The 18,098-nt window shown below is 72.9% G+C and carries 17 protein-coding genes; 6 read left to right on the forward strand and 11 right to left on the reverse strand.

What is annotated here, in order from left to right:
* Positions 1-23: 23 nt before the first annotated feature.
* Positions 24-1,550 (reverse strand): aldehyde dehydrogenase family protein, encoded by a 1,527-nt coding sequence (locus tag C3489_RS14165; protein WP_103782146.1) that lies wholly within the window; start codon positions 1,548-1,550, stop codon positions 24-26.
* 220 nt (positions 1,551-1,770) lie between these two features.
* Between C3489_RS14165 and C3489_RS14170 the strand changes: the two genes are divergently transcribed.
* A complete protein-coding gene (locus C3489_RS14170) occupies positions 1,771-2,670 on the forward strand; it encodes a helix-turn-helix domain-containing GNAT family N-acetyltransferase (RefSeq protein WP_103782147.1) in 900 nt (299 codons plus the stop codon).
* Positions 2,671-2,887: 217 nt separating this feature from the next.
* On the opposite strand, the gene C3489_RS14175 is transcribed toward C3489_RS14170, so the two are convergent.
* The 7 genes from C3489_RS14175 to C3489_RS14205 form a co-directional block, all read right to left on the reverse strand.
* The gene (locus C3489_RS14175; protein WP_103782148.1) at positions 2,888-3,877 is read right to left on the reverse strand and encodes a malate dehydrogenase; all 990 of its coding nucleotides are present in this window, start codon (positions 3,875-3,877) and stop codon (positions 2,888-2,890) included.
* Positions 3,878-4,271: 394 nt separating this feature from the next.
* Positions 4,272-5,447: an XRE family transcriptional regulator gene (locus C3489_RS14180; protein ID WP_258054693.1), complete on the reverse strand. Its 1,176-nt coding sequence runs from the start codon at positions 5,445-5,447 to the stop codon at positions 4,272-4,274.
* A gap of 351 nt (positions 5,448-5,798) precedes the next feature.
* Entirely contained in the window at positions 5,799-6,254 is a 456-nt protein-coding gene (locus C3489_RS14185) for a helix-turn-helix transcriptional regulator (RefSeq protein ID WP_103782150.1), read from the reverse strand.
* Positions 6,255-6,493: 239 nt separating this feature from the next.
* Positions 6,494-7,162, reverse strand: a complete 669-nt coding sequence (locus tag C3489_RS14190) for a response regulator transcription factor (protein WP_103782166.1) — start codon at positions 7,160-7,162, stop codon at positions 6,494-6,496.
* A gap of 28 nt (positions 7,163-7,190) precedes the next feature.
* Positions 7,191-8,342, reverse strand: a complete 1,152-nt coding sequence (locus C3489_RS14195) for a sensor histidine kinase (RefSeq protein ID WP_181139667.1) — start codon at positions 8,340-8,342, stop codon at positions 7,191-7,193.
* 108 nt (positions 8,343-8,450) lie between these two features.
* The gene (locus C3489_RS14200) at positions 8,451-8,963 is read right to left on the reverse strand and encodes a DUF3017 domain-containing protein (protein ID WP_103782168.1); all 513 of its coding nucleotides are present in this window, start codon (positions 8,961-8,963) and stop codon (positions 8,451-8,453) included.
* A gap of 31 nt (positions 8,964-8,994) precedes the next feature.
* On the reverse strand, positions 8,995-9,849 hold the full coding sequence (locus tag C3489_RS14205) for a bifunctional methylenetetrahydrofolate dehydrogenase/methenyltetrahydrofolate cyclohydrolase (protein WP_103782151.1): 855 nt from the start codon (positions 9,847-9,849) through the stop codon (positions 8,995-8,997).
* A 260-nt stretch (positions 9,850-10,109) separates the two neighbouring features.
* On the opposite strand from C3489_RS14205, the gene C3489_RS38675 reads away from it, so the two are divergent.
* From C3489_RS38675 to C3489_RS14225, 4 genes are all read left to right on the forward strand, one after another.
* Positions 10,110-10,742, forward strand: a complete 633-nt coding sequence (locus C3489_RS38675) for a hypothetical protein (RefSeq protein WP_181139668.1) — start codon at positions 10,110-10,112, stop codon at positions 10,740-10,742.
* 130 nt (positions 10,743-10,872) lie between these two features.
* Positions 10,873-11,625, forward strand: coding sequence for an FHA domain-containing protein (locus tag C3489_RS14215; protein ID WP_181139669.1), 753 nt, complete (start codon positions 10,873-10,875; stop codon positions 11,623-11,625).
* Entirely contained in the window at positions 11,622-13,193 is a 1,572-nt protein-coding gene (locus tag C3489_RS14220) for a protein kinase (protein ID WP_103782153.1), read from the forward strand. Before C3489_RS14215 ends, C3489_RS14220 begins: the two co-directional genes overlap by 4 nt.
* A gap of 105 nt (positions 13,194-13,298) precedes the next feature.
* Positions 13,299-13,769, forward strand: a complete 471-nt coding sequence (locus C3489_RS14225) for a hypothetical protein (RefSeq protein WP_103782154.1) — start codon at positions 13,299-13,301, stop codon at positions 13,767-13,769.
* 66 nt (positions 13,770-13,835) lie between these two features.
* Here C3489_RS14225 and C3489_RS14230 read toward each other — a convergent pair whose 3' ends face one another.
* The 3 genes from C3489_RS14230 to purN form a co-directional block, all read right to left on the reverse strand.
* On the reverse strand, positions 13,836-14,570 hold the full coding sequence (locus C3489_RS14230; protein WP_219821955.1) for a DUF6215 domain-containing protein: 735 nt from the start codon (positions 14,568-14,570) through the stop codon (positions 13,836-13,838).
* A gap of 133 nt (positions 14,571-14,703) precedes the next feature.
* On the reverse strand, positions 14,704-16,266 hold the full coding sequence (gene purH / locus C3489_RS14235; RefSeq protein WP_103782155.1) for a bifunctional phosphoribosylaminoimidazolecarboxamide formyltransferase/IMP cyclohydrolase: 1,563 nt from the start codon (positions 16,264-16,266) through the stop codon (positions 14,704-14,706).
* On the reverse strand, positions 16,263-16,892 hold the full coding sequence (purN, locus tag C3489_RS14240; RefSeq protein ID WP_103782156.1) for a phosphoribosylglycinamide formyltransferase: 630 nt from the start codon (positions 16,890-16,892) through the stop codon (positions 16,263-16,265). The genes purH and purN overlap by 4 nt, the downstream gene beginning before the upstream one ends.
* Positions 16,893-17,211: 319 nt before the next feature.
* Here purN and C3489_RS14245 point away from each other — a divergent pair, with 319 nt between their 5' ends.
* On the forward strand, positions 17,212-17,991 hold the full coding sequence (locus tag C3489_RS14245) for a hypothetical protein (protein ID WP_103782157.1): 780 nt from the start codon (positions 17,212-17,214) through the stop codon (positions 17,989-17,991).
* Positions 17,992-18,098 lie beyond the last annotated feature (107 nt).

Consider the following 18,098-nt stretch of genomic DNA (forward strand, 5'->3'; position numbering starts at 1 on the left):
AGCTTTCGGGAAGGACGCGGGGCTCAGCCGGCGAACCAGCGGACGGGCTTGGGCGCCAGGTTCTGGTAGACGTGCTTGGCCTCTCGGTACTCGGCGAGTCCGGCCGGGCCGAGTTCGCGGCCGACGCCGCTCTTGCCGAAGCCGCCCCACTCCGCCTGCGGCAGGTAGGGGTGGAAGTCGTTGATCCAGACGGTGCCGTGCCGCAGCCGGGCCGCGACCCTGCGGGCCCGGGACGCGTCAGCGCTCCACACGGCGCCCGCGAGGCCGTACTCGGTGTCGTTGGCCAGCGCGATGGCCTCCTCCTCGGTGCGGAAGGTCTCCACGGTGAGGACCGGGCCGAAGACCTCCTCGCGGACGACGCGCATCTCGCGGTGGCAGGCGTCCAGGACGGTCGGCTCGTAGAAGTAGCCGGACTCCGGCCGTACGTCACTGGGTTCGGGCCGCTTGCCGCCGCAGCGCAGCACGGCGCCTTCCTGCAGCGCGGAGGCGACGTACGCCTCCACCTTGGCGCGGTGCTGCTCGGAGACGAGCGGGCCGCACTCGACGCCGTCGGCGGTGCCCCGGCCCAGGCGGATCTTCTGGGCGCGGCGGGTGAGTTCGGCGACGAAGCGTTCCCGGACGGACTCCTCGACGATGAGCCGGGCGCCGGCCGAGCAGACCTGGCCGCTGTGGATGAAGGCGGCGTTCAGGGCCTGGTCGACGGCCGTGTCGAAGCCGTCGTCGGTGGCGCAGGCGTCGGCGAAGACGACGTTGGGGTTCTTGCCGCCGAGTTCGAGGGCGACCTTCTTCACGCCGGGCGCGGCGGCCTGGGCGACCTTGGTGCCGCTGGCCAGGCCGCCGGTGAAGGAGACCAGGTCGACGTCGGGGTGCTCGGCGAGGCGGGCGCCGACGGTGTGGCCGGGGCCGGTGACGAGGTTGGCGACACCGGCGGGCAGTCCGGCCTCGGCGAGCAGGTCCAGCAGCGCGACGGTCGTCATCGGGGTGATCTCGCTGGGCTTGATCACGAAGGTGTTGCCGGCCGCGAGGGCGGGCGCGATCTTCCAACTGGCCTGGAGCAGTGGATAGTTCCACGGGGTGATCAGGGCGCACACCCCGACCGGCTCGTGTACGACGACGCTGTGGACGTCGGGCGTGCCGGCGTCGACGACCCGGCCGGGCGCCTCGGCGGCGACCAGGTCGGCGAAGTAGCGGAAGGCGTCGGCGACGCAGTCGACGTCGACCCGGCCCTCCTCGACGGTCTTGCCCGCGTCGCGGCTCTCCAGCAGGCCGAGTTCGTCGCGGTCGCGCACGAGCAGGTCGGCGACGCGGCGCAGCAGGGCGGCGCGTTCGGCGACGGGGGTGCGCGGCCAGGCGCCCTGCCCGCCGGCGAAGGCGTCGCGGGCGGCGGCGACGGCCAGGTCGGCGTCCTTCTCGTCGCCCTCGGCGACCACGGCGAACGGCCGTCCGTCCGCGGGGTCGAGGATCTCGCGCGTGGCTCCGGAGACGGCCGGCCGCCATTCCCCTCCCACGTGATGGGTCCGCCCCGCGTACTGGTGTTTGTGGTCCGCCATGATCGGTACTTGCCTTCCGTTCCTGTTCGGTGCCCGTGGGTCACGTGCGTGTCCCCCACGGGGACCGTGAGCGCATGCCCGTACCCCTGATCGGCATGCGGAATCCGTGACCGAAAGTGTGCTGCCTCACGGAAAACACGCGCATAAACGGACAAAAGGCATACAGGTGATCTCGGCCGTACCGAGGACATCCGGCTTTTCTTTGACTACAGTCAAAGACATGGAATCGGTATCCGCACAGCACGTCGCGGCCCTGCGCCGGTTCAACCGGTCCTACACCCGGCGGATCGGGGCCCTCGACGACCACTACCTCGGCCAGGACCGCCCGCTCGGCCAGGCGCGGCTGCTGTTCGAGATCGCCGAGGCCGGACCCGGCGTTCCGCTGCGCGACCTGCGGGCGCGGCTCGGTCTGGACGCCGGTTATCTGAGCCGGATGGTCAAGGCGCTCCAGGACCAGGGCCTGGTCCGGCTGCGCACCCACCCGGACGACAGCCGGGTGCGCACGGCGGAGCTCACCCGGGCCGGGCGGGTGGAGATCGAGGAGCAGAACCGCCGCGCCGACGCCCTCGCCGAAGGGCTGCTGGACGGGCTGACGCCCCAGCAGCGCGAGCGGCTCACCGATGCCCTCGGTACCGCGCAGCGCCTGCTGCGGCTGGCCGCACTCACCGTCGAGCGCGTCGACGGCGCCTCCCCGGACGCCCGGGCATGCCTGGCCGCCTACGCCGCCGACCTCGACGCCCGCTTCCCGGAGGGCTTCGACGCCGGCGACCTGGTCACGCCCGAGGAGGTGTCCGGGGACGCGGGCGCGTTCTTCGTGGCGTACGAGGAGGGGCGGCCCGTGGGCTGCGGGGCGCTGCGCCGCCTGGAGCCGGGCGTGGCGGAGATCAAGCATGTATGGGTGCATCCGGACGCGCGCCGCCTGGGCCTCGCCCGCCGGCTGCTGCACGCCCTGGAGGCCGAGGCGTCGCGGCGCGGCCACGACGTCGTACGCCTCGACACGCACACCGCGCTCACCGAGGCACAGGCGATGTACCGGGCGAGCGGCTACCGGGAGATCCCGGCGTATTCGGAGCATGTGTACGCCGGTCACTGGTTCGAGAAGCGGCTGGCTCCCCGCTGACGCCGGGCCGACACGACGAGGCCCGCCCCGCGTCATGCGGGACAGGCCTCGTTCTCGGAGCGCCGGGCAGGCCTTGCACCTGCATCTCCCCGCAGGAAGCGGGGCGTCTTTCCTTGGACCACCAACGCACAGCCTGGCGCCGGGTTTTCCGGCGGCCGGTGTGTGATCGACTATAGCGCACCGGCCGCCGAAGATCGACTCGGGCTGGGACCCGGACTCAGATGAGGCCGAGACCGCGGACCGCCTCGCGCTCCTCCTCCAGCTCCTTGACGGAGGCGTCGATGCGGGCGCGGGAGAACTCGTTGATGTCCAGGCCCTGGACGATCTCGTACTTGCCGTCCTTGCAGGTGACCGGGAAGGAGGAGATCAGGCCCTCCGGGACGCCGTAGGAGCCGTCCGACGGGATGCCCATGGAGGTCCAGTCGCCCTCGGCGGTGCCGTTGACCCAGGTGTACACGTGGTCGATGGCGGCGTTGGCGGCGGAGGCGGCGGAGGACGCGCCACGGGCCTCGATGATCGCGGCGCCGCGCTTGGCGACGGTCGGGATGAAGTCCTCGGCCAGCCACTTCTCGTCGTTCACGACCTCGGCGGCGTTCTTGCCGGCGACCGTGGCGTGGAAGATGTCCGGGTACTGGGTGGCGGAGTGGTTGCCCCAGATGGTCAGACGCTTGATGTCGGCGACCGTGGAGCCCGTCTTCTTCGCGAGCTGGGTCAGCGCGCGGTTGTGGTCCAGGCGGGTCATCGCGGTGAAGCGCTCGGCCGGTACGTCCGGGGCGGCGGCCTGCGCGATGAGCGCGTTGGTGTTGGCCGGGTTGCCGACGACGAGCACCTTGATGTCGTCAGCGGCGTGGGCGTTGATGGCCTGGCCCTGCGGCTTGAAGATGCCGCCGTTGGCCTCCAGCAGGTCACCGCGCTCCATGCCCTTGGTACGGGGGCGGGCGCCGACCAGGAGGGCGACGTTGGCGCCGTCGAAGGCGACGTTCGGGTCGTCGGTGATGTCGATGCCCTGCAGCAGCGGGAACGCGCAGTCGTCCAGCTCCATGGCGGTGCCCTCGGCGGCCTTCAGCGCCGGGGTGATCTCCAGCAGACGCAGCTTGACCGGCACGTCCGCGCCGAGCAGCTGGCCGGAGGCGATGCGGAAGAGCAGGGCGTAACCGATCTGGCCGGCCGCGCCGGTGACGGTGACGTTCACGGGAGTGCGGGTCATGGCGTTCTCCGTATGACAGCTGGCGGTGGGGCGTCCCTGCCCCGGGCGGATGATCGATCTCTTGGCATCAAGAGAGATCCAGCGTCAGGCTATCGCGCATCCGGCAAGCCGTTCGGCCGGGGCGCGTGTGGCCCACCCCACAGAGTGGCACATCCGGTGAGCAATCCCCACGAAGGACGACGACCACGGGCCCGGAGGCCCGGGGAGACGGGGACAACGGCCAGGGATCGGGAGGGCCGGGAGGCCGGGGACGACGACGGCCGCCGGTCCGGGAGAGGTGGGACCTGGCGGCCGTCGGGTGGGGGTACCGTTGCCGGACTCCCGTGGGGGGATACCGGTCGCCTGCCCGGTCTGGCGCGGGCCATGCGTGTCCGCGGCGAAATCCCCGGTTTCTTTACTTCGCGCACCCCTTCTGCCCGGACGCCAGCGTCGCGCAGGCCGAGGCCTCGCCCGCGTCCTTGACGGCGACCATCGGGGTGTACGCGATGGTGTCGCCGATGGCCGTGATGGACCCCTCCTGCCGCGCCCCGCCGGCGCTGACCTGGACGGTGTCGCCCTGCGCGGCCCGGGTGATCCGGCCCCAGGCGGCGCCGCAGGTCCTGCTGTAGCGGACCTCGACGACGGTGGCGCCGACGGTCGCGGTCTTGGCGGTGGTGACCAGGTTGCCGCTGCACCCCATCGCCTCGGCGTCCTTGCCCGTGCAGCTCGCACCGCTGCACTTCACGCCGGGCGGCAGGTTCACGGGGGCGGTGGCGGTGGGTGAGGGCGAGGTGCCGCGGCCCTCGTTCTTGCCGTCGCCGCCGCGGTCGGTGAAGAAGAACACCGCCGCGATGACGACGAGCACACCGACGAGCCCCGCGAGGAACATCGTCAGCCGCTGCTTGCCGCCACCCTGGCCGCCGCCCCGGGAACCCGCCGGGGCCGCGGGTGTCACCGGGCCCGGAGGCGTCACCGGGGGCGTCACCGGCGTACCGGAACCGGTGCGGGCCCCGCCCACGGGGGACGGCCCCCGGTAGCCGGCCAGGCCCCACGAGTTGCGGCCCTCGCCGTCACGCGGCTCCGCGTCACCGCCGCGGGCGTCCTCGATGTCACGGGCCACCGGCTGCGGCGGCACCGCCGGGGACGCGTCGGCCGCCGGCCGGGGCGGCACCGTCGGGGAGACGCCCGCGGGACCGGCGACCGGCGTGGCCGTGGCGCTGCCGCCCTTGCGGGCCGCCCGGCCGCCCGGCTCACCGGCCTCCGGCGCCCCGAGGTCGCCGAGCGCGGCACGGGCCTGGGATATCCGGATGGCCTCCATGGTCCTGTCGTGGCGCATCTCCGCACGGCTCCAGGCGCGTTCGGCGAGCTCCCACATGGTCGTCAGATGGACGGGATGCGTCCCGGTGACCTCGGCCAGCGCGATGATCGCCCCCTTGGGCGCGAGGAGCCGCCCGCCCAGGTAACGCTCCCAGGACGTCTTGCTGTAGCCCGTGCGGTCGGCCAGCGCGGCGATGCTCAGGCCGCTGCGGTCCACGAGCCGCCGCAGCTGCCCGGTGAACTCCTTGATCTGTGGATCGAGTTCGTCGGGCAAGGCCCTCCAACGAGGCATTGCTTCCCCTTCCCCCCATGACGTGCTTGCTGTTCCCCCGCGCGCCTGTGCCGTGGTCACCGGTCTGGCTACCCACAGGGATGCGCCCACCAAGGATCTCAGTTCCCCGGACTGGGGCGCACGGGAGCATTCGGGCCGGGGCCATGCACCGTCGCACGCCCGGCCGTGCACCGTCCAGTGGGACGTCCCGAAGCGTCCCGATCGGACACGTTAGCCCCTTTCCACGGGCCCTTCAGGGCGCATCCCGGAACCTGTCGACACATCGACACAAACGGAAACACAGGCGTGACCTCGCCCGCACCAGGGCTGCCTGGCCGCCCCGTCCGTCCCGCCTCACGCGGAGAGGACGACACCGGCCAGGACGGTGAGCAGCAGGGCGCACAGCAGCAGCACGGCGACGAGCAGCAGCCGCCCGGCGGGCCGGGCCGGGGGCGGCTCCTCAAGCCGCTCCCACCAGGGGATGGTCGGGTCGTCGTCGTAGGGATCGCCGTCCTCGGCGGCCGCCGGCTCGGGGCGCGGCCAGGCCTCGACGGCCACCTCGTGGCGTACGGCGACCCGCTCCGCGTCCTGCTCGGACAGCCCGGCGACCCGGCACAGCGCGGTCACGGCCTGCCGGGGCGGCGGCTGTACGGCGTTGAGGTAACGCTGCCAGGAGGACTTGCTGTAGGCGGTGCGGGCTCCCAGGGCGGCCAGGCTGAGCCCGGTCGCGTCCTTGAGTTCCCTGAGCTGCGCCACGAAGTTCCGTACCTCCGGCGGCAGCCCGTCCGGCAGCGGCCGCCAGCCGCCCATCGCCCACCTCCGCGCGCAAACCCTGGTCCCTACCCGGTCGGTTCGGGTGACGACACCTGACGCCGAATCGGTTCCGCGGATGTGGCAGGTCCAGGACACCGTAGCGGAACGGTCACCTCCGTGGCACAGCGCGCTGACAGCCGTTGAACACCCCGCCCACAGTGCGAAAACGTTGCTCCCGGCGGCGGCCCGTCCTTGCTCGGGGGAGGGGATGGGCCCCGCCACCCCACCGGGACCGCTCAGCCGCCCGGTCTCACCAGACCCGTCTCGTAGGCGAGAACCACCGCCTGGGCCCGGCTGTCGAGGTCGAGTTTGGACATCGTGCGGTTGAGGTGCGTCTTGACCGTGGCCTCGCTGATGTAGAGGCGGTCGGCGATCTCCAGGTTGGACAGGCCGCGCGCGGTCAGCGTGAGGACCTCCAGTTCGCGCGAGGTCAGCGCGGCCAGGTCCGGCGGGGAGCCGTCCCGCTCGGCGGTGCCGCGCCGGCTGGCGAAGGCCTCGACCAGGCGCCGGGTGACGCTCGGCGCGAAGAGCGCGTCCCCGCCCTCCACCGCCCGCACCGCCGCCAGCAGCCGCTCCGGCCCGGAGTCCTTCAGCAGGAAGCCGGACGCACCGGCCCGCAGCGCGCCGTAGACGTACTCGTCCAGGTCGAAGGTGGTCAGGATCAGGACGCGCGGCACCGGGTCAGCGGCCTCGGCGAGGATGCGCTCGGTGGCCTCGATGCCGTTCATGCCGGGCATGCGGATGTCCATCAGGACCACGTCGGGCCGGGTCTCGGCGGCCAGCCGCACCGCCTCCTGGCCGTCCCCGGCCTCCCCGGCCACCTCGAAGCCGGGCGCGGCGTTCAGCAGCCCCACCAGGCCGGCCCGGATCAGGAACTGGTCGTCGACGACGAGCACCCTGGTCATCGTCATCCCGTCCGCCCCCCGCCGTGCCTCAGTCCTCCCGGCGCCCCGCGGCCGCCGTGGCGGGCAGGGTCAGCCTGACCTGGAAACCGCCCTCGGCGCGCGGGCCGACGCTGATCGTCCCGCCGTAGAGCTTGGCCCGTTCGCGCATGCCGATCAAGCCGTGTCCGGCCCCGGCCGGCACTTCGTCCGGAATCACCCCCCGGCCGTCGTCGGTGACGGTGACCGTCAGCTCGTGCGGCCCGTACCGCAGCTCCACGCGCGCGTGGGCGTGCCGGGCGTGTTTGAGGACGTTGGTGAGGGCCTCCTGCACCACGCGGTACGCGCACAGCTCCACCCCGGGCGGCAGCGGGCGTGCGGCGCCCTCGACTGCCAGCTCCACCCGGACGCCCCCGGCACGGACCCGCTCGACCAGCTCACCGACCCGCTCCAGCGTCGGTATGGCGGCCCGCTCGGGAGCGTCGGGGTCCTCCTCCCGCAGCAGCTGGAGCATGCGGCGCAGCTCCTGCAGCGCCTCCGCGCTGGTGCCGGCGATGGTGCCGAGCGCGGAACGGGCGGTCGCGGGGTCGGTGTCGAAGACGAACCGGGCGAGCCCCGACTGCACGGAGATCACCGACATGTGGTGCGCGACCACGTCGTGCAACTCCCTGGCGATACGCCCCCGTTCCTCGGCCACCGCCCGCCGCGCCCGCTCGGCCTGCTCCCCGCGCAGCCGCCGGGTCAGCTCGGCGGAGCGCCGGGCCAGCGTGCCGAACCACACCAGCACCGAGGAGTACAGCAGCGCCTGCCCCACCACCGAGCCCATGTCGGAGCCGTCGGTGACCACACCGGCGTACACCCACAGCGCCGCCAGGCAGCACGCGCAGCCGGCGGCGACGCGGGCCGGGCGCAGGGACGCCACCGTGTACAGGGCGAGCATGGGGCCGAAGGTGCACACGACCGGCCAGTAGCCGAGGGCGACGTAGGCGAGGCCGGCCAGCAGCACGGCCGTGAACACCGCCAGCGGCCAGCGGCCGCGCACGGCGACCGGCAGCTGTGCGAGCGCGACCAGGAGGAAGGCGCGGGCGTCGAGTTCCGGCCACCCCTGCGCCGCCGACTCCCGCCCCAGCAGCACGGCCACCACCAGCATGCCGAGCGCGATCAGCGGGTCCACGACATACGACCGGGGCGTGCTCAGGCGCATCGCCGCAGCGTAACGCCGTATCCGGGGGCGGGGAGTCAACCACCGGGCGTACCGCCGCAGTTGTACCCGCGACGGTACGCCTGCCCAGGTGGTCACCTGCTCACTTGCTCAACTGCTCACGGTGAAGTGCAGGGTGTCCTTCAGGAACGGCAGCTCCAGCCACGGCTTGGGCTGGGCCATCAGCGCCAGCAGCACGATGACCAGGCCCAGTACGCCGTAGGTGGCGATGTCCGTGAACCGGGAGCGGACCGCCAGCATGCCGACCCTGGGCAGCACCCAGCGCAGCACGGCACCGCCCAGCAGGGCGACGCCGACCAGCAGCGTGCCGACCCGGAACAGGTCCAGCGCGGTCAGCAGCAGGCCCAGCGCGACCAGGCCGAGCACCGTCAGCATCGGCCACTGCCTGGCCGGTGCCGGGGCGTCCCCGCCGGCCGCCCGGCCGCCGCCCTCGGGCCGCGCCGTGTCCCGCGTGAACAGCGGAAACCTCCGGGTGGTGCGCTGCGGCCGCCCGTCGGCACCGGGCGCGCTCACCGCGTCCCGCACCGCGAGGCCGTCGGCGTCGTCGTCCGCGGCGGTCCCGGCCGGCGCGGCCTCCGGTGCCGGCGGGGTCCCGGCCGGCATCGCGTCCCGTTCCCGGAGTTCCGCCGGGTCCTCAGCCGACACTGCGCTCCGCCGCCTCGACCACGTTGACGAGCAGCTGCGCGCGGGTCATCGGGCCGACGCCCCCCGGGTTCGGGGAGATCCAGCCGGCCACCTCGGCGACACCCGGGTGGACGTCGCCGACGATCTTGCCCTCGGCGCTGCGGGAGACACCGACGTCGAGGACGGCCGCGCCCGGCTTGATGTCCTCGGGCCGGATCAGGTGGGCGGAGCCCGCCGCGGCGACGACGATGTCGGCCCGCTTGAGGTGGGCGGACAGGTCACGGGTGCCGGTGTGGCACTGGGTCACCGTGGCGTTCTCGCTGCGCCGGGTCAGCAGCAGCGGCATCGGGCGGCCGATGGTGACGCCGCGGCCGACGACCACGACCTCGGCGCCCTTGAGCTCGACGCCGTAGCGGCGCAGCAGGGTGAGGATGCCGTTGGGCGTGCAGGGCAGCGGGGCGGGCTCGTTCAGCACGAGGCGGCCGAGGTTCATCGGGTGCAGACCGTCGGCGTCCTTGGCCGGGTCCATCAGTTCCAGGATGCGGTTCTCGTCGATGCCCTTGGGCAGCGGGAGCTGCACGATGTAACCGGTGCAGGACGGGTCGTCGTTGAGCTCGCGCACGACCGCCTCGATCTCCTCCTGCGTGGCGGTGGCGGGCAGTTCGCGCTGGATGGAGGCGATGCCGACCTCGGCGCAGTCGCGGTGCTTGCCGGCGACGTACTTGCGGCTGCCGGGGTCGTCCCCGACGAGGATCGTGCCGAGACCGGGCGTGACGCCCTTCTCCTTGAGCGCCGCCACGCGGGCGGTCAGATCGGACTTGATCGCGGCTGCGGTGGCCTTGCCATCGAGAATCTGGGCGGTCATGACCCCATCCTCCCGGATGACCGCCCCCCGGTTCCAATCCGGGTGCCGGCGCCCCCGTACCTCGGCCGTCGCGGCCTGGTCGACGATGTTGCACTTGCACAACACCTGTGCATTCCCGCTGGACAAGTAACGGGGATCTAAAGAATGCTGAGAGCACAGTGCCGCGGGCAGTACCGGGGGGACGAACCGCATCTGTAGAAACTTCCTCCGAGCGTTGCCGCGCGTCCCCGCACTCGGGCAATCGGAGGAAGGACCGCCCAATGAGTTTCGGTGAGCCGAACAACCCCTACGGGCCACCGCCCCAGCAGCCGCCGGCCGCTCCCGGCTACGGCTACCCGCAGCAGGCTCCGCCGCAGCCCGGCGTGCCGCCGCAGGGCTACGGCTACCCGCAGCAGCCGGCGTACCCCGGCTACGCGGGCGCCAACGCGATGGTCCCGCAGTCGATGCCCGGCCTGCTCGTGACGGCCCGCGTCTTCCTGTTCATCATCTCCGCGGTGCAGATCCTCGCCGCCCTCGGCTGGTTCTACTTCGCCGCCTTCGCCAGCGATGTGTCGGACGGCGCGGACGAGTTCGGCTTCAGCACGATCGGCGACGGCAGTGACGCGGCCGCGGGCATCTTCGCCGTCATCGGCCTGATCGCGGCGGCACTGGCAACGCTGTCGATCACGCTCGGCGTCAAGTTCGGCAGGGGCGCCCAGGGCGTGCGGATCACCACCGTGATCTACGGTGCGCTCGGCACCATCGTCGGCCTGATCATGCTCTTCGTCGGTCTCGACACCGGCATGGCCTCCGCCGTGGTCTTCCCGCTGCTGTGGGTGGTCTTCGGCGCCATCATCACCGCCGCCCCCGTCGTGCCCAGCGGTACCGCCTGGTTCAACCGTCCGCGTTACTGACGCGAAGCGGACCGTACGGTTCGCGCCAAACACATCCGAGGGCCGTGTCTCACCCGAACGAGGGGGACACGGCCCTGGTGCGTTCGCCCTACTCTGGCTGCGCGAGCTGTCAGGCACGGGGAGACGCACCTTGTACAGCATCATCGTGGTACCTCCGCCGACCACGGAGGACGAGCGAGGCACCGCCGCGCAGATCCGTCTCGCCCCCGGCGAGCGGCTGGGCTTCGGCAGGTCCGCACATGCGAACGGCCTGCACATTCCGCACGAGGGGGTCTCCCGCCGGGCCGGTGAGATCGCCGCGCAGGGCGCCTTCTGGATACTGAGCAACCTCAGCCGGGACCAGACGTACGTCGTGGAGAACCCGGAGGGCGCCGGTGAGCACGTGAAGGTCGGGCCGGGGCGGCTGGACGCGCCGATCCCCTTCGAGTTCGCGCGGATCGTGCTGCCCGCGGCCGGCGACCTGCTGCCCGTCGAGGTGTGGGCGCCGCGTCACGACTATGTGCACCCGGACACCGCCGGCGACGGCGGCACCACCGCGCCCGCCTTCTCCCTGGACCGCACCAAGCGCTACTTCGCGGTGCTGGCCGCGCTGTGCGAGCCGAGGCTGCGCTGCGCCCCGCACGCCCCGCTGCCCACCGTCGACCAGGTCGTGGAGCGGCTGCGCCCCGGCTGGCCGGCCGTCTCGCGCACCACGGTGCAGTGGAACATCGACTACCTCGCGGTGAAGCTGCGGCTCAAACCCGGCCCGGACACCGCCGACCCCGGGCCCCGGCTGAACGGCAAGAAGGAGTCGCTGGTGTCCCTGGCGCTCCGCTTCGACCTGGTCCGGGAGGACGACCTCGTCGTGCTGGGCGCGAGCGCGGCCACCGGACCGCCACGGTGAACGGCCCCGGCGAGCCGTTCGCCGTGCGGGTGCCCCCGGGGTACCGGGTCGGGCCGTGGGAGGTCCGCGCACCGCTGGCCACGGGCGCCTTCGGCAGCGTGTACGAGGCCCGGCGCACCGGCGGGGCGAGCGAGGCGGGACTGCCGCGCACCGCGGCCCTGAAGTTCCTGCCGACCGGCACGAACACCCCGCGCCGCCTGTCGCACCTGCGGGAACTCGTCGACCGTGAGGTGGAGTTGTACCGCCGGCTGCGCCATCCGCGGCTGATCCGCATGTACCAGACGCTGACCGTCGACGACCCCGCCCTGCCCGGCCTGGACGGCGCGACCGTGCTGGTGCTGGAGAAGGCCGAGGGCTCGCTGTCCGCGCTGCTCACCGCCTCCCCGCGCCCGGCCGCGGGGCCCGCGCTGCTCGCCCAGATCTGCGAGGGCCTGCACCAACTGCACACGGCGGGCTGGGTGCACGGCGATCTGAAACCGGCCAACGTGCTGCTCATGCACGACGGCACGGTCCGCCTCGCCGACTTCAACATGGCCGCCGAACTGGAGGGCACCCACGCCTACACACCGGCCTTCTCCACCCCCGACTACACCCCGCCCGAACTGCTGTGGACGGAGATCGGCGAACGCGGCCGCCGTATCCGCCCGTCCGCCGACATCTGGGCCTTCGGCGTCCTCGCCCACCTCGTCCTCACCGACTCCTTCCCGCTGCCCGGCGGCACCCCGACGGCCCGCCGCGACGCCGCCGTCGCCTACGCCCGCTCCACCGACGCCCTGCGCCTGTCCCCCGAACTGCCCGACGTGTGGCGGGACATCGTGCGGGACTGCCTCGCCCGCACCCATGCCGAGCGCGTCGGCGGCGCGGAGCTGCTGCGGCGGGTGGCCACGGCGGCCGGCACGGCGGGACGCCCCGGCCGCCTCCCCCGGCTGCGCACGCCGCACCGCCGCTCCCGCCGTACGACGGTCACCGCGGCCGTCGCCGCCACGCTGACCGTCGCCGTGCTCGGGTACGCGGTCAGCGACCGGACCTCCGGCTCCCCGGACGGCAAGAGCCCGGTCACGCCCGCCTCCTACGGCGCCGCCGAACTCCGCACCGACAAGGGCGTCCCCGTCACCTACCGCCGGCTCATCGTCGACTCCGCTCACGACTGCGTCCAGCCGGAGGTCACCCCCGCGCTGATCGCCGCGATGCTGAAGGCGGAGAGCGACTTCGACCCGGATCTGGCCGACCCGCACGCCGGCCGCGAGGGCGAGTACGGCATCGCCCGCTGGACGCCGAGCCTGCTGCGCTGGTGGATCCGCGCCGACGGCGTGCCGGCCTCGGCGACCCCCAGGCCGCCCTTCTCCCCCGCCGAGTCGATCCCCGCCATGGGCCGCTACCTCTGCTACATGGAACCCCTGCTGAACGCCACCGGACTGAAGGGCGACCGGCGCGTACTGCTCGCCGCCGCCTACCGCACGTCGTACAAGAAGGTGAACGGAGCGGGCGGCGTTCCCCCGAACACCCGTGCCTACGCCGACCGTGTCGCGCACTACCTCAAGGTGTACACGCCGCCGGGCAGGACGTGACCCTGAGACTTCCCAGGTACCGGCACGCGGGCGCCGCTGCGACGGTGGGACCACTCCGCCACCGGCGGAGCGACCACGACCGTTCGTTTCTCAGGGGGAACGCACGTGAACATCGTCAAGCCCGCCGCGCTGCTGATCGCGGCCACCGCCCTCGTCGCCGGCTCCACGGCCGCGGCCACCGCCGCCGACCCGGCCGGCACCCGGGTGACCTCCCTCCAGCAGACGGCCGACCAGGTGCTCGCCGGGCACCCCAAGCCGCTGAAGGTCACCGCCGACCAGGTCCGCTACGACGGCCTCACCCTCACCGCCGCGCCGCGGGGCAGGGCCGCCGCCAAGGACCTGGCCTGCGGCTACGGCCACCTGTGCATGGTGGTCAAGGGCACCAAGTTCGACTTCTACAAGTGCCAGACCTGGAACGTCACCAACTGGACGGGTGACGGCCCGTTCACCAACAACCAGACCCCGGGCACGGTCGCCAAGTTCTTCAACCAGGACGGCAGCGTCCGCTGGACCTCGACGGCCTACGAGGCGGGCACCGCCACCTGGGACCCGATCTGGTCGCTGCGCCCCTGCTGACCCACGCCGCCGGTCACGCGGCCTCCGGTCCCCTCGGGGGAGGGCCGGAGGCCGCCCGGCGTCGTGTCAGGGCGCGTTCCAGCCGGGGACGGCGGGCAGGACCTGCTCCGCGACCCGCAACAGGGCGGCGTCGTCGGGCAGTCCGCCGTCCTGACGCCAGAGCGCGACCTCGTAGGAGCCGCCGCTGTCCTTGGCGTCCGGGGCTATGACCAGGGTGCGGGCGATGCCTCCGGGGGCGGTGGTGGCGTCGCCGCCGCCCAGATTGAAGCCGATCTTGATGGTCTGGTCGGAGTACAGCACGGCCCGGTGCCCGAGGATGGTCTTCCGCTCCGCCCGCGGGCCCTCCAGCCCGGCGAACTGATCGACCGTCATGTGGTCGTAGGAGGCCGAGAGCTTCACCGAGTACGTGGTCAGGTCGACGGTGGCCTCCGGGGTGGCGATCTCGGTGCCGCCGGCCGACTTCACCGAGCTGTCGCTGCCGTAGGCGGTCTGCGCGTGCTCGGCCGGTGTGCCGAGCAGCGCGGGCAGGTCCGCGCGGTTGAGGGCCTCGCACAGCTGGTCCCCGGTGACGTGCCGGGCCCGGGCGGGCTTCGTCAGGGCCTTCTTGTCGGACTCGGAGCAGCTCGCCGGCTTGTCGGCGGCCTGGCCGCTGCCGGAGCTCTGCCCCATGTACCAAAGGCCCCCCGCCAGGCCCCCGCACAGCACCAGCGCCAGCAGCACCTGTGCTCCCCAGTTCAGCCCCGGTTCCTCTTCCGGCTGGGCTGCTTCCGGTCTTTCGGACACGGCGAGTCGGTCGCTCATGTTCCCCCCTGTGGTCGGCACGCCCCGACGGGCGCCGGGGGAGCCTAACCGGAACGGCCCCGGCGATGACGCCGGGGCCGAGGGAGCGGGGTCCTCGCGCGGAGCCCGGTTGCCCGGGCTCCGCGCGCCGGGCTCAGTGGAAGAAGTGGCGCGTGCCCGTGAAGTACATCGTCACGCCGGCCTTCTTCGCGGCCTCCACGACCTGCTCGTCGCGGATGGAGCCGCCGGGCTGGACGATGGCCTTCACCCCGGCGTCGATCAGGATCTGAGGGCCGTCCGGGAACGGGAAGAACGCGTCCGAGGCCGCGAACGAGCCCCGGGCCCGCTCCTCGCCGGCCCGCTCGACGGCGAGCTTGCAGGAGTCGACGCGGTTGACCTGGCCCATGCCGACGCCGACGGAGGCGCCGTCCTTGGCGAGCAGGATCGCGTTGGACTTCACCGCGCGGCACGCCTTCCAGGCGAAGGCGAGCTGCTGCAGCTCGTCCTCGGTGAGCGCCTCACCGCTGGCCAGCGTCCAGTTGGCCGGGTCGTCGCCCTCGGCCTGGAGCCGGTCGGCGACCTGGAGCAGCGCGCCGCCGTCGATCGGCTTGACCTCGACCGGGTGCGCGGGGCCCTCGGGGCAGCGCAGCACGCGGATGTTCTTCTTCTTGGTGAGGGCCTCCAGCGCGCCCTCCTCGTAGTCCGGGGCCACGATGACCTCGGTGAAGATCTCGGCGACCTGCTCGGCCATCTCCTTGCTGACCGGGCGGTTCACGGCGATGACACCGCCGTACGCGGAGACCGGGTCGCAGGCGTGCGCCTTGCGGTGCGCCTCGGCGACGTCCGCGCCGATCGCGATGCCGCAGGGGTTGGCGTGCTTGATGATCGCGACGGCCGGCTCGTCGTGGTCGTACGCGGCACGGCGGGCGGCGTCCGTGTCCGTGTAGTTGTTGTACGACATCTCCTTGCCGTGCAGCTGCTCGGCCGCCGCGAGACCGCCCTCGCCGGAGACGTACAGGGCGGCGGGCTGGTGCGGGTTCTCGCCGTAGCGCAGGGTGTGGGCGCGCTCCAGCGACGAGGCGACGAAGTCGGGGAACCGGGAGTCGTCCGCGGGCGCGTAGGAGGAGGCGAACCAGGAGGAGACGGCGATGTCGTACTCCGCCGTGTGCCGGAAGGCCTCCGCGGCCAGGCGCTTGCGGGCGGCGAGGTCGAAGCCGCCGTCCTTGACGGCCGCGAGGACGTCGGCGTAGCGCTCGGGGCTGGTGACCACGGCCACGGACGGGTGGTTCTTGGCGGCGGCGCGGACCATGGAGGGGCCGCCGATGTCGATCTGCTCGACGCACTCGTCGTCCGAGGCACCGGAGGCGACGGTCTCGCGGAACGGGTAGAGGTTGACCACGACGAGGTCGAACGGCTCCACGCCCAGCTCGGCGAGCTGCTCGCGGTGGCTGTCCAGGCGCAGGTCGGCGAGGATGCCGGCGTGCACGCGCGGGTGCAGGGTCTTGACCCGGCCGTCGAGGCACTCGGGGAAGCCGGTCAGCTCCTCGACCTTGGTGACGGGGACGCCGGCGGCGGCGATCCGGCCGGCCGTGGAGCCGGTGGAGACCAGCTCGACCCCGGCCTCGTGCAGCCCGCGGGCCAGCTCCTCCAGGCCGGTCTTGTCGTAGACGCTGACGAGCGCCCGGCGAAGGGGCCGCTTGTTGCTCTCGGCGGTCACTGGATAACTACCTTTCGTCCCTCAATGCGATAGCCGTTGCGGGCGAGCCGCCCCACGACCTCGACGAGCAGCCTTCGCTCGACTTCCTTGATGCGCTCGTGCAGCGCGCTCTCGTCGTCCTCGTCCCGGATCTCCACCACGCCCTGCGCGATGATCGGCCCGGTGTCGACGCCGTCGTCGACGAAGTGGACGGTGCAGCCGGTGACCCTGGCGCCGTACGCGAGCGCGTCGCGGACGCCGTGGGCGCCGGGAAAACTGGGGAGAAGGGCGGGGTGGGTGTTGACGAACCGTCCGCCGAAACGGGCCAGGAACTCCTTGCCCACGATCTTCATGAAGCCGGCGGAGACGACGAGGTCGGGCTCGTGGGCGGCCACCGCCTCGGCGAGCGCGGCGTCCCACTCGTCCCGGGAGGCGTGGTCCTTGACCTTGACGACGAACGTCGGCAGTCCGGCCCGCTCGGCCCGGGCGAGCCCCTCGATGCCGTCGCGGTCGGCGCCCACCGCCACGATCTCGGCACCGTACGCCTCGGGCCCTACGGCGGCGATCTCGTCCAGCAGCGCCTGGAGGTTGGTGCCGGAGCCGGAGACCAGCACGACGAGGCGCTTGGCCACGGAGTTGGCGGCCACGGTGGGGCCCTTTCTCGGGGGGTGCAGTCCTTGACCGGCCGGCTTGTACCTTCGTACGAATGCTTCTCGGCCCCGGATACGGGGAAGTCTACGAAGCGGCCGACCGTCAGCAACGATACCGGCACACGGGAAGGCCCCCACGGGACGGGGGCGTGGCCGGAAGGTAGCGTCTGGGAGGAAGCTACTCGGGAACGCGGTGGACGCGCGGTGCGTTTCCGGGGTGGAAGCCCATGTGGGAGCCCTTGAGGAGTAGGCGCGGGGGCGCATGTGGGACGACCGTCGTCACAGCCGTAGTCACCTAGGGGAAGACGCTCTCTTGATGCCGGACCGCAGTCTGCGACTCCTCACGTTCCCATCGCACCCGGCCCGGGCGGGCCAGACAGGGGAGCGTGGCACCGTGCTGCTGCGGGAGCGGCCCACCTCGCCGCCCGAGGCGCCCGGTTCGGACGGGCAGGGTCGCGACGGAGAGGGCCGCCAGGACGACAACCCCTTCGCCCCGCCGCCGGAGGGCACCCCGGACCGCCCGTGGCAGCCGCGGCACCCCGCGGGCGGGGACGGCCAGGGCAGGGACGGCCGGGGTGGTGACGGACAGGGCGGCGGTTCGCCCTGGGGCCGGTGGAGCGACCGGCAGCCGGACCGCTCCGCGGGCGGCTTCGGCGAGCGGCCGGGCGGCGGCCCCGAGCAACCGGCCGGCGGCGGGAGCGGCCCCGCGATGCGCTGGGACCCCTCCGACCCGGTGCAGCGACGCGCCCGCTACTCGCTGCTGTGCGGAATGTGGGCCTTCTTCTTCGCGCTGTTCGGCTGGCCCTACGTGGCCCTGCTGCTGGGCGCGCTGGCCCTGTACTGGGGCATCAGCGGGCTGCGCGGCAGAAACCGGTCCGGCTCCTCCGACAGCACGGGCCGCCCGCAGACCACGGCCGCGGTCAGCGGCCTCGTCACGGCGTCCCTCGCCCTCGCCCTGGTCGCGGCGGGCTTCGTGTCGCAGCTGGTCTACCGCGACTACTACACGTGCACGAACGACGCCCTGACCAACGAGGCGAAGCAGTCCTGCAAGCAACTCCTGCCGTCGGAACTGCGGGGTTTCCTGGGCGAGGGCTGACAGGCGCCTACCGGTTGCCTCCGGGGGTGGGGGGCGGGTCGGTGTTCTTGGCGGGTCGGGTGGGGGGTTGTGGGTCCGGGGTTTGTCGGTTGGGGGTTTGTGGCCCG

Source organism: Streptomyces sp. Ru71, assembly GCF_002920535.1.
Lineage (GTDB): Bacteria > Actinomycetota > Actinomycetes > Streptomycetales > Streptomycetaceae > Streptomyces.

Bases quoted from the DNA above. Each gene is read 5' to 3' on its own strand.
- C3489_RS14165 (WP_103782146.1), bottom strand. From the start codon at position 1,550: ATGGCGGACCACAAACACCAGTACGCGGGGCGGACCCATCACGTGGGA.
- C3489_RS14170 (WP_103782147.1), top strand. From the start codon at position 1,771: ATGGAATCGGTATCCGCACAGCACGTCGCGGCCCTGCGCCGGTTCAAC.
- C3489_RS14175 (WP_103782148.1), bottom strand. From the start codon at position 3,877: ATGACCCGCACTCCCGTGAACGTCACCGTCACCGGCGCGGCCGGCCAG.
- C3489_RS14185 (WP_103782150.1), bottom strand. From the start codon at position 6,254: ATGGGCGGCTGGCGGCCGCTGCCGGACGGGCTGCCGCCGGAGGTACGG.
- C3489_RS14190 (WP_103782166.1), bottom strand. From the start codon at position 7,162: ATGACCAGGGTGCTCGTCGTCGACGACCAGTTCCTGATCCGGGCCGGC.
- C3489_RS14195 (WP_181139667.1), bottom strand. From the start codon at position 8,342: ATGCGCCTGAGCACGCCCCGGTCGTATGTCGTGGACCCGCTGATCGCG.
- C3489_RS14200 (WP_103782168.1), bottom strand. From the start codon at position 8,963: ATGCCGGCCGGGACCCCGCCGGCACCGGAGGCCGCGCCGGCCGGGACC.
- C3489_RS14205 (WP_103782151.1), bottom strand. From the start codon at position 9,849: ATGACCGCCCAGATTCTCGATGGCAAGGCCACCGCAGCCGCGATCAAG.
- C3489_RS38675 (WP_181139668.1), top strand. From the start codon at position 10,110: ATGAGTTTCGGTGAGCCGAACAACCCCTACGGGCCACCGCCCCAGCAG.
- C3489_RS14230 (WP_219821955.1), bottom strand. From the start codon at position 14,570: ATGAGCGACCGACTCGCCGTGTCCGAAAGACCGGAAGCAGCCCAGCCG.
- C3489_RS14245 (WP_103782157.1), top strand. From the start codon at position 17,212: ATGCCGGACCGCAGTCTGCGACTCCTCACGTTCCCATCGCACCCGGCC.